The organism is Kitasatospora sp. NPDC092286 (assembly GCF_044755565.1).
Taxonomy (GTDB): domain Bacteria; phylum Actinomycetota; class Actinomycetes; order Streptomycetales; family Streptomycetaceae; genus Kitasatospora.
The window spans coordinates 46,880-62,035 of sequence record NZ_JBIVRD010000028.1 but is presented as its reverse complement, the minus strand read 5'-3'; the positions used below and the strand labels follow the sequence as shown (position 1 = coordinate 62,035).

The window sequence follows — 15,156 nt, the reverse complement described above, 5'->3', positions numbered from 1 at the left end:
TCAGTCGCCATCCGGACAGTCCCGGCGCACCGGCCGTCTCGGCCGGGCACCGCTCTGCCGGTCTCAGGCCGGCAGCACGACCACACACCGCTGGGGCTCTTCGCCCTCCGACTCGCTGCGCAGACCGGCCGCGGCCACCGCGTCATGGACGACCTTGCGCTCGAACGGCGTCATCGGCCGCAGCTTGACCTGCTCCCCCGTGCTCTTCACCTGCTCCGCCGCCTCGGCGCCGAGCGCGGCCAGCTCCGACCGCTTGCGGGCCCGGAAGCCGGCAATGTCCAGCATGAGGCGGCTGCGCTCGCCGGTCTCCCGGTGGACAGCCAACCGGGTCAGCTCCTGCAGCGCCTCCAGCACCTCGCCGTCCTGGCCGACCAGGCGCTGGAGCGCACGGTCGTTGCCATCACTGACGATGGACACCAGGGCACGGTCGCCCTCCACGTCCATGTCGATGTCACCGTCGAGGTCGGCGATGTCGAGCAGACCCTCCAGGTAGTCCGCCGCGATGTCGCCCTCCTGCTCCAGGCGGGTGATGAGGCTCTCGTCGGCGCTGGCGACGGCCTCGGCCTCGATGGCGGAGGTGGTGCCTTCCGTCACTGATGGACTCCTTCGGAGATGGGGCCCAGGTGGTGGGCCGGGAACGAAGCTCTGTGCGCTGCCTTGACAGTCCGGGGGCGGGTCAGGACTTCTTCTTCGGGCGCTGGCCGCCCTGTCCGCCACCGCGCTTCGGCTGCTGCCGGGCGCCCTGCTGCCGGACGGTGCCCGGCTTGGCTCCGGCGGGCTTGGCCGCGCCCTGCTTGGCCGCGGCCGGCTGGTCGGCACCGGACTCGACGGTCTCCTCGGCCGGGGCCGGGGCGTCCTTGGTCAGGCTGGTCGTCTGACCGCCGTGCTGGCGCTGTGCCTTGGTCTGCTTGCGCGGCTGCTGGCGTCGCACCTGCACCGCGTCCTCGACGACGGCCTCGGCGGTCGTGGCCGTCTTCTTCGGGGGGAGCAGGCCCCACATACCGCCCTTGATCACCGAGCCGTCCGGGTTCAGCCGGCCCGCCTTCTTCAGCCGCACCTGGCGCTCGTCCCACGCCTTGCTGCCCGGCGTCGGGTTGTTGCGGATGACGACCAGCTGCTGGCCCATCGACCAGACGTTGGTGGTCAGCCAGTAGACCAGGACACCGACCGGGAAGTTGATGCCCATCACGGCGAACATGATCGGGAAGACGTACATCAGCATCTTCTGCTGCTGCATGAACGGCGTCTTGACCGTGAGGTCCATGTTCTTGGTCATCAGCTGGCGCTGCGTGATGAACTGCGACAGCGACATCAGGATGATCATGACCGCGACGACGATCTTGACGCTGGTCTCGGGGCTGCTCACGAAGGTCGCGGAGAGCGGGGCACCGAAGATGTGCGCCTTGCCCGCGCTGGTCAGCAGGGTGCCGTCGATGACCCCGATCGGCTCGCTCTTGGCGACCTTGGCGAGCACGCCGTAGAGCGCGGTGAAGAACGGCGCCTGCACGATGATGGGAAGGCAGCTGGAGAACGGGTTGGTACCCGCCTCCTTGTACAGCTTCATCATCTCTTCGGACTGGCGCTGCTTGTCGTTCTTGTAGCGCTCCTGGATGGCCTTCATCTTCGGCTGGATCGCCTGCATGGCCCGGGTCGCCTTGATCTGCTTCACGAAGAGCGGGATCAGGCAGATCCGGATGACGACCACCATGGACGCGATGGCCAGACCCCAGGCCCAGCCACCGTCCGGATCGAAGATGTGGCTGTACAGCGAGTGGAACTGGACGATGATCCAGGACACCGCTGTGTACAGGGGGTTCAGGAAGGAGAAGGTCACCGGTCAGGCTCCTTGGACATTGGGATTGGCCCCACAGAGCCAATGGTCGCCGGGCCCTCGGGGTCCGGACCGGCGGGGGGTGCGGTCACCGGCCGGTCGGCGGCGGACCTGCGGTTCAGCAGATCGCGCAGCCGGCGGTGCCACACCGGGTGCTTGCGCGGCGGAACATGATCGACCCCGCCGGGCGTCCACGGATTGCAGCGCAGGATGCGCCACACGGTCAGGCCGCCGCCCTTGACCGCCCCGTGCACCTTCACGGCCTCGTAGCCGTAGTGCGAGCAGGAGGGGTAATAACGGCAGACCGGACCGAGCAGTGGGCTGATGGTCCACTGGTAGACCCTGATCAGACCCATCAGCAGGTACTTCATCGACCTGCTCCCGTCGGCGCCGAGGCGGCGGGCTCCACCTTCAGCAGCCGCTTGAGCGCCGCGTCCAGGTCACGTTCGAGATCCTGGTACGAGGCGGACGCGGCCTGGGGCAGCGCACGCACCACTATCAGGCTACCGGCGGGCAGCCTGAACAGGCGATCACGGACAAGATGGCGCAGGCGGCGCTTGACCAGGTTACGGACGACCGCCGGACCGACGGCCTTGCTCACGACGAAACCCGCACGCGCCGAAGGAGTCCCCTCGGCGACGTGCGGGCGGGAGTCGCTGGTCCGGTCGGCCTGCCCCTTGGGGTCACCGTCTCTGCTGAGATGGACGACCAGAAGGGGCCGGCCGGCCCGGCGACCGCGTTTCACCGCGGTCGCGAAGTCCTGGCGCCGCCGCAGCCGATTCTCGGAGGGCAGCACAACAGACTCTGGCGCGGATCAGGCGGACAGGCTGGTGCGGCCCTTGCCACGGCGGGCGGCCAGGATGGCGCGGCCGGCGCGGGTACGCATCCGCAGCCGGAAGCCGTGGGTCTTCGCGCGACGACGGTTGTTCGGCTGGAAGGTGCGCTTGCTCACTCGGGGGCTCCTGAGGTGAATCGTAGGATGACGGGGGGTCGCTTGGCCGTCACCGTGCGTCCGCGTGATCTCCCCTGATACGGAAATCCGGCCCATCGCCCCAGTTCGGCTGGGGTCTGAGGCAATCCACGGCGCCCGTGCTGCGCGCCTTATGGAGCGGGCGGACCCGCGGACATGCGGCAGCGGCCATCGACAACTCGACCTGGTTACGGTACGCGGGACGGGGCGCGAGGGTCAAACCGGCCGTTCGCGTCCGCCCCCGCCGCGGACCTCATGCCTCCGCCGTTGCCCACAGCCTGTGGACAACGACTTGATCCGGCCCTGTTCGCTGACTACCGTTGCAGGACTTGTCTGGTTTGTTCTTCACAACCGACCCATCGATCCACAGTCTCTTGATCCACCACCCCCTGCTGGAGCCGCGGGGAACCGAGAAAGCGTGCACCAGTGGCTGATGTCAACAGCGACCTCGTCCCGGTCTGGGCGAGAGTCGTCGAGCGGCTGGTCAACGACCCGGATGTCGGGGAGATGGACAAGCAGTGGGTGCAGCGCACCCAGCCGATGTGGATGATGCACGACACCGCCCTGCTGGCGACCCCCAACGAGCGGGCCAAGCAGGTGCTGGAGGGCCGGCTGCTGCCGCAGCTGACCGAGGCCCTCAGCCGCGAGCTGAACCGGCCGGTGCGGATCGCCGTGATGGTCGACGCCAACGCCGTGCCCACCACCCCGATGCCCGCCGCACCGGCCGAGCCGTACCCGGGCCCGGGCGGCGAGGACGCCGGCGAGTACGGGGAGCCGTCGTACGAGCGCCCCTACGAGCAGGACTACGAGCGCGGCCGCTACGGCGGCTACGAGCAGCGCCCCGCGCCCTACGGTGGCCCGGGCGGAGCACCGGGCTGGCCGGGCGGCGGCGAGAGCGCCCCGTCCTGGGAGAACCACCCCGGTCACCCCGGTCACCCCGGCCACTCCGGCTACGGCGAGCAGGGCCCCGGCTACCCCGAGTCCGCGCCCGGCTACCGCGAGCCGGCCGAGCCCGACCGCCCGGCGCCGCGCGAGAACCGCCCGCTGCCCGGGCCGCCGGCGACCACCCAGGGCGACCTCTTCGGCGGCGCGTACGGCCCCGGGCCGGGCGAGCAGCCGCGGGCCGGGGCCGGCCGCCGCTCCCCCGCCCCGCGCCCGGCCCCCGGCCGCCCCGCGGAGAAGTCCGGCGCCGAGCGCGCCACCGACCGCCAGGCCGTCCCCGGTGTACCGGCCCCGCCCGGCGCTCCCCCGGCCGGCGGCTCCCGCAAGGACGAGCCGGCCGCCCGGCTGAACCCCAAGTACCTCTTCGACACCTTCGTCATCGGCGCGAGCAACCGCTTCGCGCACGCGGCGGCGGTGGCGGTCGCCGAGGCCCCGGCCAAGGCGTACAACCCGCTCTTCATCTACGGCGAGTCCGGGCTGGGCAAGACCCACCTGCTGCACGCCATCGGGCACTACTCGCGCAGCCTCTTCCCGGGCACCCGGGTGCGCTACGTGTCCTCGGAGGAGTTCACCAACGAGTTCATCAACTCGATCCGCGACGGCAAGGCGGACGCGTTCCGCAAGCGCTACCGGGACATGGACATCCTGCTCGTGGACGACGTGCAGTTCCTGGCGAGCAAGGAGTCCACGCAGGAGGAGTTCTTCCACACCTTCAACACCCTGCACAACGCGAACAAGCAGATCGTCCTCTCCTCGGACCGGCCGCCCAAGCAACTGATCACGCTGGAGGACCGGTTGCGCAACCGCTTCGAGTGGGGGCTGATCACCGACGTCACCCCGCCGGAGCTGGAGACCCGGATCGCGATCCTGCGCAAGAAGGCGATCCAGGAGCAACTGAACGCCCCGGCGGATGTGTTGGAGTTCATCGCGTCCCGAATCACCCGCAACATCCGGGAGTTGGAGGGCGCCCTGATCCGGGTCACCGCCTTCGCCAACCTCAACCGGGCGCCGGTGGACCTGGAGTTGGCCGGCATCGTCCTCAAGGACCTGATTCCGGGCGGGGACGAGGATGCCGGACCGGAGATCACCGCGCAGGTCATCATGCAGCAGACCGCGGCCTACTTCGGGCTGGGCGTGGACGACCTCTGCGGATCCTCGCGCAGCCGGGTGCTGGTGACGGCTCGCCAGATCGCCATGTACCTCTGCCGGGAGCTGACCGACCTCTCACTGCCGAAGATCGGCGCCCAGTTCGGCGGACGCGACCACACCACGGTGATGCACGCGGACCGCAAGATCCGCTCGCTGATGGCCGAGCGTCGCTCGATCTACAACCAGGTCACCGAACTGACCAACCGCATCAAGAGCTAGGCCGTCCACGGCCGTTGGAGGGCGTCAGGAGCGGTCCTGACGCCCTTTTCGCGTATCCACAGGTGTGTACCGCCGTCCGGCTGGGCAGGGATGCCTGCGACGGACGCTCCGCCAGCCCGCAGGCCGCGCCGAACATCTGACCGGGGATTCGAACCGCCCCGGCGCGCAGGGCCGAAATCCACAGGCTGGACCGGTTCCCCGCCGTCCACAGGGCGGGGAACCGGAAGTTATCCAGAATTCCTCCACAGGCCGAGCGCCGCTACGCTCTTCCGCGCAGGTCAGGTGCCTGTGGACTTGTGCACAACCGTTATCCACAGGGTGTGGACAGTTGGCGGCCCGTCAGTGGGCCGTCCGGGTTATCCACCGGTTGTCCCCAGGGAGGGCGGGGTTATCCCCAGGTTGTCCACAGGCGCGTCCACAGTTCGACAAGCGTGTACCCACGTTCATGCCCTGGTGTGAAAGGCGTCACGAAATGTTGACCGGCGCCCGTGGATAACCGGGGCCGGATCTGGGGACAGCGCTGGGGATAACCTGTGGATACCCAGCGTGCCCTGTGGGTAACGCTCCGCCGTCCACAGCGGGCCGTGTTCGTCCACAGCCGCCGTCCACACATCCTGTGGACAAAAAACCCGGCCTGACCTGCGCGAACGGGGTTATCCACGGTTTCCACAGGCCCTACTACTACTGCTACACCTATAGACCCATCGACTCGTTCAAAAGCGGGTGGGGCCAAAATCTGTGGACAACGGATCCCCGACATCTGTTCGGGTTGCTTCCGCCCGTCTGCCCCGTCTGTCGGTGGAGTACGTCAGACTGTCCTCGGCGACTGGAAGCGGAGCGGCAGAGCTCGGCGGCCAGCCGAACCGACGATCAAGACCAGACGAACCAGACTTGCGAGCGGGAGCGCTCGATCCAGGAGGCGGTTACCGGTGAAGTTCCGGGTGGAGCGTGACGTCCTCGCGGAGGCGGTGGCCTGGGCTGCCCGCAGCCTCCCGGCACGGCCGCCGGTGCCGGTGCTGGCCGGCCTGCTGCTGACGGCGCAGGAGGGCAGCCTGGCGCTGTCCGGCTTCGACTACGAGGTCTCGGCCCGGGTCGAGCTGGAGGCCGACATCGAGGAGGCCGGCACCGTCCTGGTCTCCGGCCGGCTGCTCAACGACATCTCGCGCAACCTTCCCAACAGGCCTGTGGAGATCTCCACCGACGGCCAGCGGGTCAGCGTGGTCTGCGGCAGCTCGCGGTTCACCCTCCCCACCCTCCCGGTGGACGAGTACCCGGCCCTGCCCCAGATGCCGACCGCGACCGGCACCGTCTCCGGAGACGTCTTCGCCTCCGCGGTCAGCCAGGCCGCGGTGGCCGCCGGCCGTGACGACACCCTGCCGGTGCTCACCGGTGTGCGGGTCGAGATCGAGGGCGACCGGATCACCCTGGCCGCCACCGACCGCTACCGCTTCGCCGTCCGCGAGCTGCTCTGGAAGCCCGAGCAGCCGGACATCTCCGCGGTCGCCCTGGTGCCCGCCAAGACCCTGCAGGACATCGCCAAGTCGCTGGGCAGCGGCGACAACGTCTCGATCGCGCTCTCCTCGGGCGGCGCGGGCGAGGGCCTGGTCGGCTTCGAGGGCGCGGGCCGCCGGACCACCACCCGGCTGCTGGAGGGCGAGTTCCCGAAGTTCCGCAGCCTCTTCCCGACCGAGTTCAACGCCATCGCGGCGATCCAGACCCAGCCCTTCCTGGAGGCGCTCAAGCGCGTCTCGCTGGTCGCGGAGCGCAACACCCCGGTCCGGCTGAACTTCGAGGAGGGCGTCCTCACCCTGGAGGCCGGTTCGGGCGACGACGCCCAGGCCACCGAGCGGATCGACGCCTCCCTGGAGGGCGACTCCATCTCGATCGCCTTCAACCCGGGCTACCTGGAGGAGGGCCTCAAGGCCATCGACTCCGCCTACGCCCAGCTGAGCTTCACCACGCCGACCAAGCCGGCCCTGCTCAGCGGCAAGGCCTCGGTGGACGCCGAGGCGGACGAGGCGTACCAGTACCTGATCATGCCGGTCCGCCTCTCCGGCTGATCCCCGCCGGCGCCGCACGCGTTACCCACAGGCTGTGCACAGCCTGTGGAAGGCCTCCCCCGGTCGGCCCGACCGCGGGGAGGCCCTGTCGCTTCAGCGCGTAGGCTCAGGACAGCGCGGCAAGGGCGCCGCCGGCAGGCACGTCACCACAGGTAAGGACTTGGTCATGGAGCTCGGCCTCATCGGTCTCGGCAAGATGGGCGGCAACATGCGCGAGCGGATCCGCCGCGCCGGCCACACCGTCATCGGCTACGACCGCAACCCGGACATCTCCGACGTCGAGAGCCTCCAGGAGCTCGTCACCAAGCTTCAGGGCCCGCGTGTGGTCTGGGTCATGGTCCCGGCCGGGGCCGCCACCCAGGCGACCGTCGACGAGCTCGCCGAGCTGCTCTCCCCCGGCGACGTGGTGGTCGACGGCGGCAACTCCCGCTGGACCGACGACATCAAGCACGCCGAGGCGCTGGCCGCCAAGGGCATCGGCTTCGTGGACTGCGGCGTCTCCGGCGGCGTCTGGGGCCTGGAGAACGGCTACGCGCTGATGTACGGCGGCGACGCCGAGCACGTCGCCAAGGTCCAGCCGGTCTTCGACGCGCTCAAGCCCGAGGGCGACTTCGGCTCCGTCCACGCGGGCGCGGTCGGTGCCGGCCACTTCGCGAAGATGGTCCACAACGGCATCGAGTACGCGATGATGCAGGCCTTCGCCGAGGGCTGGGAGCTGCTGGAGGCCGCCCCCGAGGTGACCGACGTGCGCGAGGTCTTCCGCAGCTGGCAGGAGGGCACCGTGATCCGCTCCTGGCTGCTCGACCTGGCCGTCCGCGCCCTGGACGACGACGAGCACCTGGCCAAGCTCAAGGGCTGGGCCGCCGACTCCGGCGAGGGCCGCTGGACCGTCGAGGCCGCGATCGACCACGCCGTGCCGCTGCCGGCGATCACCGCCTCGCTGTTCGCCCGGTTCGCCTCCCGCCAGGACGACTCGCCGCAGATGAAGATGATCGCCGCGCTGCGCAACCAGTTCGGCGGCCACGCGGTCGAGTCCAAGTAGTCCCACCGGTTTTCCACAGAAGGCGAGCGCAGTCCACAGCCATGCACGTCGCGCATCTGTCGCTCGCCGACTTCCGTTCCTACGCCCGGGCCGAGGTACCCCTCGACCCGGGCGTGACGGCCTTCGTCGGCCCCAACGGCCAGGGCAAGACCAACCTGGTGGAGGCGATCGGCTACATCGCCACCCTGGGCAGCCACCGGGTGGCCACCGACGCCCCGTTGATCCGGCTCGGCGCGGAGCGGGCGGTGATCCGCGCCTCGGTGCTGGCCGGCGCCCGCAGCACCCTGGTCGAGCTGGAGATCACCCCCGGCAAGGCCAACCGGGCCCGGATCAACCGCTCCGACAACGTCCGCCCGCGCGACGTGCTGGGCCTGCTGCGCACCGTGCTGTTCGCCCCCGAGGACCTCAGCCTGGTCAAGGGGGACCCGGGCGAGCGCCGGCGCTTCCTGGACGAGCTGCTGACCGCCCGGGCCCCCCGGCTGGCCGGGGTCCGGCAGGACTACGAGCGGGTGCTCAAGCAGCGCAACGCCCTGCTGAAGACCGCCGCGATGGCCCGCCGGGCCGGTGGCGGCAAGGGTGCCGACCTCTCCACCCTGGAGGTCTGGGACGGCCATCTGGCGCGCGCCGGAGCGGAGTTGACCGCCTTCCGGATCCAGCTGGTGGCTGCCCTGCAGCCGCTGGTGGCGGCCGCGTACGGGCAGCTCGCGCCGGCCGGCGGCGAGATCGGGCTGGAGTACCGGAGCTCCTTCGAGGGCGAGCTGCCGGGCAGCCGGGAGCAGGCCGAGGAACAGCTGCTGCGGGCCCTCCAGGCCGCCCGTAAGCAGGAGGTCGAGCGCGGGCTGACGCTGGTCGGGCCGCACCGCGACGAACTGGTGCTCAAGCTCGGCCCGCTGCCGGCCAAGGGCTACGCGAGCCACGGCGAGTCCTGGTCGTTCGCGCTGGCGTTGCGGCTGGCCTCGTACGAGCTGCTGCGCGCCGACGGCGGGGAGCCGGTGCTGATCCTGGACGACGTCTTCGCCGAGCTGGACGCCTCCCGCCGGGACCGGCTGGCCGAGCTGGTCGCCGGCGGCGAGCAGGTGCTGGTCACCGCGGCCGTCGCCGAGGACGTGCCGAAGGCGCTGGCCGGGGCCCGTTACACGGTGGCGGACGGCGCGGTGCGCCGGGTCGACGCCTGAGGTCCGGCCGCTCCCGTACGCTGGACGGCTCACCGGCGCGCGACCGCGACGGTTGTCCACAGGCTGGGGAAAGGAGATCGCCGTGAGCGAGCCGGCGGAGCACTTCCCGAAGCCCTCCGGCCCGGTGCCGGCCGGCGCCCGGCTGACCGGTGCCGACCTGGCCCGCTCGGCGCTGCGGGCGGCCCGGGCACAGGCCCGGGAGCGCGGCGAGCAGGTCCGGGAGAAGCGCGAGGCGAAGCGGCACGGGCTGCGCAGCGGAGCGCGCTCGGACGGCCGCGACCCGGTGCCGCTGGGCGCCGCGCTGAACCGGCTGCTGACCGAGCGCGGCTGGGAGTCCTCGGCGGCGGTCGGCGGGGTGATGGGCCGGTGGAGCCAGATCGTCGGCCCGGACATCGCGGCGCACTGTGAGCCCACCTCCTACGACGACGCGGCAGCGGTGCTCACCGTGCAGTGCGACTCCACCGCATGGGCAACTCAACTGCGCTGGCTGGCCAGGCAGTTGGTGGCCCGCCTGAACCACGAGCTGGGCCATGGCACGGTCAAGGTGATCAAGGTGCTGGGCCCCGCCGCCCCGGTACGCGGTTACGGACGGCTGCGCGCGCCGGGGAGCAAGGGGCCGGGCGACACCTGGGGCTGAGTCCGGCCGGCCGGGTCGCGAGCGGACCGGGATCCTCCGGAACCCCTGACGGCCCTTCCAGGCGGTCTGGGCCCCCGGGGCGAGTATCGGGACACGTGCAGAGGGGATTCAGGGCGGCGTATCTGCCCTCAGAGGCTGCCAAACGCCCATCTATGTCAGTCGTACCGGTAGACTGAAGGCCAAACACTGTTGCTAGTGGCAACCGAGTCGAAACGCCGTGGTCGCACGCCCGCCCACACGGGGTGGGGATGCGGCCCGTGCTGTGCCAGAGAGGGCGCTTCGTGGCCGATTCCGGCAACCCCAGCCAGACCCCAGACCAGACCGACCAGGCGACCGAGAGCACCTACACCGGTAGCAACATCCAGGTGCTGGAAGGCCTCGACGCCGTCCGCAAGCGCCCCGGCATGTACATCGGTTCGACCGGTGAGCGCGGGCTGCACCACCTGGTGCAGGAGGTCGTGGACAACTCCGTCGACGAGGCGATGGCCGGGTACGCCGACACCATCGACGTCACGCTCCTCGCCGACGGCGCGGTCCGGGTGGTCGACAACGGCCGCGGCATCCCGGTGGACATCGTCCCAGGTCAGGACAAGCCGGCCGTCGAGGTCGTGCTCACCGTCCTGCACGCCGGCGGCAAGTTCGGCGGCGGCGGCTACGCCGTCTCCGGCGGTCTGCACGGTGTCGGCGTCTCCGTGGTGAACGCGCTGTCCACCAGGCTCTCCGTGGAGATCCACAAGGACGGCAGCATCTGGACCCAGGACTACAAGATGGGTGCCCCGACCGGTCCGCTGGTCAAGGGCGAGCCGACCGACCGGACCGGCACCACGGTCACGTTCTGGGCCGACGGGGACATCTTCGAGACCACCGTCTACTCCTTCGAGACGCTCTCCCGGCGCTTCCAGGAGATGGCCTTCCTCAACAAGGGCCTGTCCATCTCGCTGATCGACGAGCGCCCCGAGCACGCGGACGAGGAGGGCAGGCCGCTCTCCGTCACGTACAAGTACGACGGCGGCATCGCCGACTTCGTCGCCCACCTCAACTCCCGCAAGGGCGAGGTCATCCACCCCTCGGTGATCGACTTCGAGGCGGAGGACAAGGACAAGGCGATCTCGGTGGAGATCGCGATGCAGTGGAACTCCTCCTACACCGAGGGGGTCTACAGCTTCGCCAACACCATCCACACGCACGGCGGCGGTACCCACGAGGAGGGCTTCCGCGCCGCGCTGACCGGCCTGGTCAACCGCTACGCGCGGGACAAGAAGCTGCTCCGCGAGAAGGACGACAACCTCTCCGGCGAGGACATCCGCGAGGGTCTGACCGCGATCATCTCGGTCAAGCTCGGCGAGCCGCAGTTCGAGGGCCAGACCAAGGACAAGCTCGGCAACACCGAGGCGAAGACCTTCGTCCAGCGGGTGGTCCACGAGCAGCTGAACGACTGGCTGGACCGCAACCCCAACGAGGCCGCGGACATCATCCGCAAGTCCATCCAGGCCGCCACCGCGCGCGTCGCCGCCCGCAAGGCCCGTGACCTGACCCGCCGCAAGGGCCTGCTGGAGAGCGCCTCGCTGCCGGGCAAGCTCAGCGACTGCCAGTCCAAGGACCCGGCCGAGTGCGAGATCTTCATCGTCGAGGGTGACTCCGCCGGCGGCTCGGCCAAGCAGGGCCGCGACCCGCGGATCCAGGCCATCCTCCCGATCCGCGGCAAGATCCTGAACGTCGAGAAGGCCCGGATCGACAAGGTGCTGCAGAACACCGAGGTCCAGGCGCTGATCTCGGCCTTCGGCTGCGGCATCCAGGAGGACTACGACGAGTCCAAGCTCCGCTATCACAAGATCGTCCTGATGGCGGACGCCGACGTCGACGGACAGCACATCCGCACCCTGCTGCTGACCCTGCTGTTCCGCTTCATGCGGCCGCTGGTCGAGTCCGGGTACGTGTACCTGGCGATGCCGCCGCTGTACAAGATCAAGTGGGGCAAGGACGACTTCGACTACGTCTACTCCGACCGCGAGCGGGACGCCACCATCGCGGCCGGCGTCGCGGCCGGCCGACGGCTGCCGAAGGACGACGCGATCCAGCGCTTCAAGGGTCTCGGCGAGATGAACGCCGAGGAGCTCCGGGTCACCACCATGGACCAGGCCCACCGGCTGCTCATGCAGGTCACCCTGGAGGACGCGGCCCGTGCCGACGACCTGTTCTCGGTCCTGATGGGCGAGGACGTCGAGGCCCGCCGCTCCTTCATCCAGCGCAACGCCAAGGACGTCCGCTTCCTGGACGTGTGACCGGGGCCCTCCCCGCCAGCACAGTCCAGTCACGCGTGAAAGGAAACTGACCACCAGTGGTCGACGACAACCGTCCCGACGGCGAGCAGCCGGACGCCAGCACCGCCACCGACACCTTCGTGTCCCGGGTCGAGCCGATCGAGCTCGAGACCGAGATGCAGCGCTCCTACCTCGACTACGCGATGAGCGTGATCGTCAGCCGGGCGCTCCCCGAGGTCCGCGACGGCCTCAAGCCGGTGCACCGGCGCGTGCTCTACGCGATGTACGACGGCGGGTACCGCCCCGAGAAGGGCTACTACAAGTGCGCCCGCGTCGTCGGCGACGTCATGGGCAACTACCACCCGCACGGCGACACCTCGATCTACGACACCGTGGTCCGGCTGGCCCAGCCGTGGTCGCTGCGGATGCCGCTGGTCGACGGCAACGGCAACTTCGGCTCCCCGGGCAACGACCCGGCCGCGGCCATGCGCTACACCGAGTGCAAGATGATGCCGCTGGCCATGGAGATGATGCGGGACATCGACGAGGAGACCGTCGACTTCGCCGCCAACTACGACGGCCGCTCGCAGGAGCCCACCGTCCTGCCCGCGCGCATCCCCAACCTGCTGATCAACGGTGCCACCGGCATCGCGGTCGGCATGGCCACCAACATCCCGCCGCACAACCTCCGCGAGGTCGCCTCCGGCGCGCTCTGGGCGCTGGAGCACCCGGACGCCTCCAACGAGGAGCTGCTGGAGGCCCTGATCGAGCGGATCAAGGGCCCGGACTTCCCGACCGGCGCCCTGATCGTCGGCCGCCGCGGGATCGAGGAGGCGTACCGCACCGGGCGCGGCTCGATCACCATGCGCGCCGTGGTCGAGGTCGAGGAGATCCAGGGCCGCCAGTGCCTGGTGATCACCGAGCTGCCGTACCAGGTCAACCCGGACAACCTCGCGCTGAAGATCGCCGACCTGGTCAAGGACGGCAAGGTCGCCGGCATCGCCGACGTCCGCGACGAGTCCTCCTCGCGCACCGGCCAGCGCCTGGTGATCGTGCTCAAGCGCGACGCCGTCGCCAAGGTCGTGCTGAACAACCTCTACAAGCACACCGACCTGCAGACCAACTTCGGCGCCAACATGCTGGCCCTGGTCGACGGCGTGCCGCGCACGCTCTCGCTGGACGCCTTCATCCGGCACTGGGTCAACCACCAGGTCGAGGTCATCGTCCGGCGCACCACCTTCCGGCTGCGCAAGGCCGAGGAGCGGGCGCACATCCTGCGCGCCCTGCTGCGCGCCCTGGACGTGATCGACGAGGTCATCGCGCTGATCCGGGCCTCGGAGAGTGCCGACGCCGCCCGCACCGGCCTGATGGGCCTGCTCTCCATCGACGAGCTCCAGGCCAACGCGATCCTCGAGATGCAGCTGCGCCGCCTGGCTGCCCTGGAGCGCCAGCGGATCACCGACGAGCACGACGAGCTGCAGCGCAAGATCGACGAGTACAACGCGATCCTGCGTTCGCCGGGCCGCCAGCGCGAGATCATCTCCGAGGAGCTCACCGCGATCGTCGAGAAGTACGGCGACGAGCGGCGCTCCACCCTGATCCCGTCCGACGGCGACCTCTCCATCGAGGACCTCATCGCCGAGGAGGACATCGTCGTCACCATCACCCGTGGTGGCTACGTCAAGCGGACCCGCTCCGACCTCTACCGCTCGCAGAAGCGCGGCGGCAAGGGCGTGCGCGGCGCCCAGCTGAAGCAGGACGACCTCGTCGACCACTTCTTCGTGACGACGACCCACAACTGGATCCTGTTCTTCACCAACAAGGGCCGGGTCTACCGCGCCAAGGGCTACGAGCTGCCGGACGCCGGGCGCGACGCCCGCGGCCAGCACGTGGCCAACCTGCTGGCCTTCCAGCCGGAGGAGCACATCACCCAGGTGATGGCGGTGCGCACCTACGAGGACAAGCCGTACCTGGTCCTCGCGACCCGGGCCGGTCTGGTGAAGAAGTCCCAGCTGAAGGACTACGACTCCCCGCGCTCCGGCGGCCTGATCGCGATCAACCTGCGCCAGGACGACCAGGGCCGGGACGACGAGCTGATCGGTGCCGAGCTGGTCTCCGCCGAGGACGACCTGCTGCTGGTCTCCAAGAAGGCCCAGTCGATCCGGTTCACCGCCACCGACGACGCGCTGCGGCCCACCGGCCGCGCGACCTCGGGCGTCAAGGGCATGTCCTTCCGCGAGGACGACGAACTGCTCTCGATGAACGTGGTGCGTCCAGGGACGTACGTCTTCACCGCCACCGACGGCGGTTACGCCAAGCGCACCGGGGTGGACGAGTACCGTGTCCAGGGACGCGGCGGCTACGGCACCAAGGCGGCGAAGATCGTCGAGGGCCGGGGCTCGCTGGTCGGCGCTCTGGTGGTGGACGACACCGACGAGATCATGGCGATCACCCTCTCGGGTGGGGTGATTCGTACAAGGGTTTCCGAGGTTCGTGAAACCGGACGTGACACCATGGGCGTCCAACTGATCAACCTCGGAAAGCGCGACGCGGTGGTGGGCATGGCCCGCAACGCGGAGGCCGAGGACGAGGAGGGCACGGAGGACGAGGCGGCGGGTACCGAGTCCGCCGAGTCCACCGGGTCGGCCGAGGGTATCGAGGGTGTGGAGACGGCGCCGGGCGGCGAGGACGCCCAGGCCTGATCCCGATCGCGTCGGCCGGTACCGCCGCGTCCGTACAGGGCGCGGCGGTACCGGCCGCCGACCAGTTCCGGGCAATCCCGCCGGGCGCTGGGGTGACGAGTGACGAAGCAGGCCGGCGCAGCCGTCCTGGCGGGAAGTGCGGGAGGACCAGGTGAGTGGAGCCACGGG

Annotated in this window: 12 protein-coding genes; 7 read left to right on the top strand and 5 right to left on the bottom strand. The window is 70.0% G+C overall.

Features of this window, described 5'->3' with window-relative positions:
• Positions 1 to 63: 63 nt before the first annotated feature.
• The 5 genes from ACIQIB_RS26285 to rpmH all read right to left on the bottom strand — a co-directional run bounded on the left by ACIQIB_RS26285 (position 64) and on the right by rpmH (position 2,783).
• A complete protein-coding gene (locus ACIQIB_RS26285; RefSeq protein WP_363613047.1) occupies positions 64 to 594 on the bottom strand; it encodes a R3H domain-containing nucleic acid-binding protein in 531 nt (176 codons plus the stop codon).
• Between the two features lie 82 nt (positions 595 to 676).
• Entirely contained in the window at positions 677 to 1,834 is a 1,158-nt protein-coding gene (gene yidC / locus ACIQIB_RS26280) for a membrane protein insertase YidC (protein WP_363613049.1), read from the bottom strand.
• Positions 1,831 to 2,202, bottom strand: a complete 372-nt coding sequence (gene yidD, locus ACIQIB_RS26275) for a membrane protein insertion efficiency factor YidD (RefSeq protein ID WP_363613051.1) — start codon at positions 2,200 to 2,202, stop codon at positions 1,831 to 1,833. Before yidD ends, yidC begins: the two co-directional genes overlap by 4 nt.
• Positions 2,199 to 2,627, bottom strand: a complete 429-nt coding sequence (gene rnpA, locus ACIQIB_RS26270) for a ribonuclease P protein component (RefSeq protein WP_363613053.1) — start codon at positions 2,625 to 2,627, stop codon at positions 2,199 to 2,201. The genes yidD and rnpA overlap by 4 nt, the downstream gene beginning before the upstream one ends.
• Before the next feature lie 18 nt (positions 2,628 to 2,645).
• The gene (gene rpmH, locus ACIQIB_RS26265; protein WP_030392420.1) at positions 2,646 to 2,783 is read right to left on the bottom strand and encodes a 50S ribosomal protein L34; all 138 of its coding nucleotides are present in this window, start codon (positions 2,781 to 2,783) and stop codon (positions 2,646 to 2,648) included.
• A gap of 444 nt (positions 2,784 to 3,227) precedes the next feature.
• On the opposite strand from rpmH, the gene dnaA reads away from it, so the two are divergent.
• From dnaA to gyrA, 7 genes are all read left to right on the top strand, one after another.
• Positions 3,228 to 5,111 (top strand): chromosomal replication initiator protein DnaA, encoded by a 1,884-nt coding sequence (gene dnaA, locus ACIQIB_RS26260; protein WP_400761040.1) that lies wholly within the window; start codon positions 3,228 to 3,230, stop codon positions 5,109 to 5,111.
• Positions 5,112 to 6,040: 929 nt separating this feature from the next.
• A complete protein-coding gene (gene dnaN, locus ACIQIB_RS26255; RefSeq protein ID WP_363613057.1) occupies positions 6,041 to 7,171 on the top strand; it encodes a DNA polymerase III subunit beta in 1,131 nt (376 codons plus the stop codon).
• A gap of 166 nt (positions 7,172 to 7,337) precedes the next feature.
• Positions 7,338 to 8,213, top strand: a complete 876-nt coding sequence (gene gnd / locus ACIQIB_RS26250; RefSeq protein WP_363613059.1) for a phosphogluconate dehydrogenase (NAD(+)-dependent, decarboxylating) — start codon at positions 7,338 to 7,340, stop codon at positions 8,211 to 8,213.
• A 41-nt stretch (positions 8,214 to 8,254) separates the two neighbouring features.
• On the top strand, positions 8,255 to 9,388 hold the full coding sequence (gene recF, locus ACIQIB_RS26245) for a DNA replication/repair protein RecF (protein WP_363613061.1): 1,134 nt from the start codon (positions 8,255 to 8,257) through the stop codon (positions 9,386 to 9,388).
• 124 nt (positions 9,389 to 9,512) lie between these two features.
• Entirely contained in the window at positions 9,513 to 10,025 is a 513-nt protein-coding gene (locus ACIQIB_RS26240; RefSeq protein ID WP_363613086.1) for a DciA family protein, read from the top strand.
• A 257-nt stretch (positions 10,026 to 10,282) separates the two neighbouring features.
• The gene (gene gyrB / locus ACIQIB_RS26235) at positions 10,283 to 12,307 is read left to right on the top strand and encodes a DNA topoisomerase (ATP-hydrolyzing) subunit B (RefSeq protein ID WP_363613063.1); all 2,025 of its coding nucleotides are present in this window, start codon (positions 10,283 to 10,285) and stop codon (positions 12,305 to 12,307) included.
• 56 nt (positions 12,308 to 12,363) lie between these two features.
• The gene (gene gyrA, locus ACIQIB_RS26230) at positions 12,364 to 14,988 is read left to right on the top strand and encodes a DNA gyrase subunit A (protein ID WP_400654097.1); all 2,625 of its coding nucleotides are present in this window, start codon (positions 12,364 to 12,366) and stop codon (positions 14,986 to 14,988) included.
• The last annotated feature ends 168 nt before the right edge of the window (positions 14,989 to 15,156 follow it).

What these genes read in the sequence shown, in the direction of transcription:
- yidD (WP_363613051.1), bottom strand. Translation starts at nt 2,202, where the DNA reads ATGAAGTACCTGCTGATGGGTCTGATCAGGGTCTACCAGTGGACCATC.
- gnd (WP_363613059.1), top strand. Translation starts at nt 7,338, where the DNA reads ATGGAGCTCGGCCTCATCGGTCTCGGCAAGATGGGCGGCAACATGCGC.
- recF (WP_363613061.1), top strand. Translation starts at nt 8,255, where the DNA reads ATGCACGTCGCGCATCTGTCGCTCGCCGACTTCCGTTCCTACGCCCGG.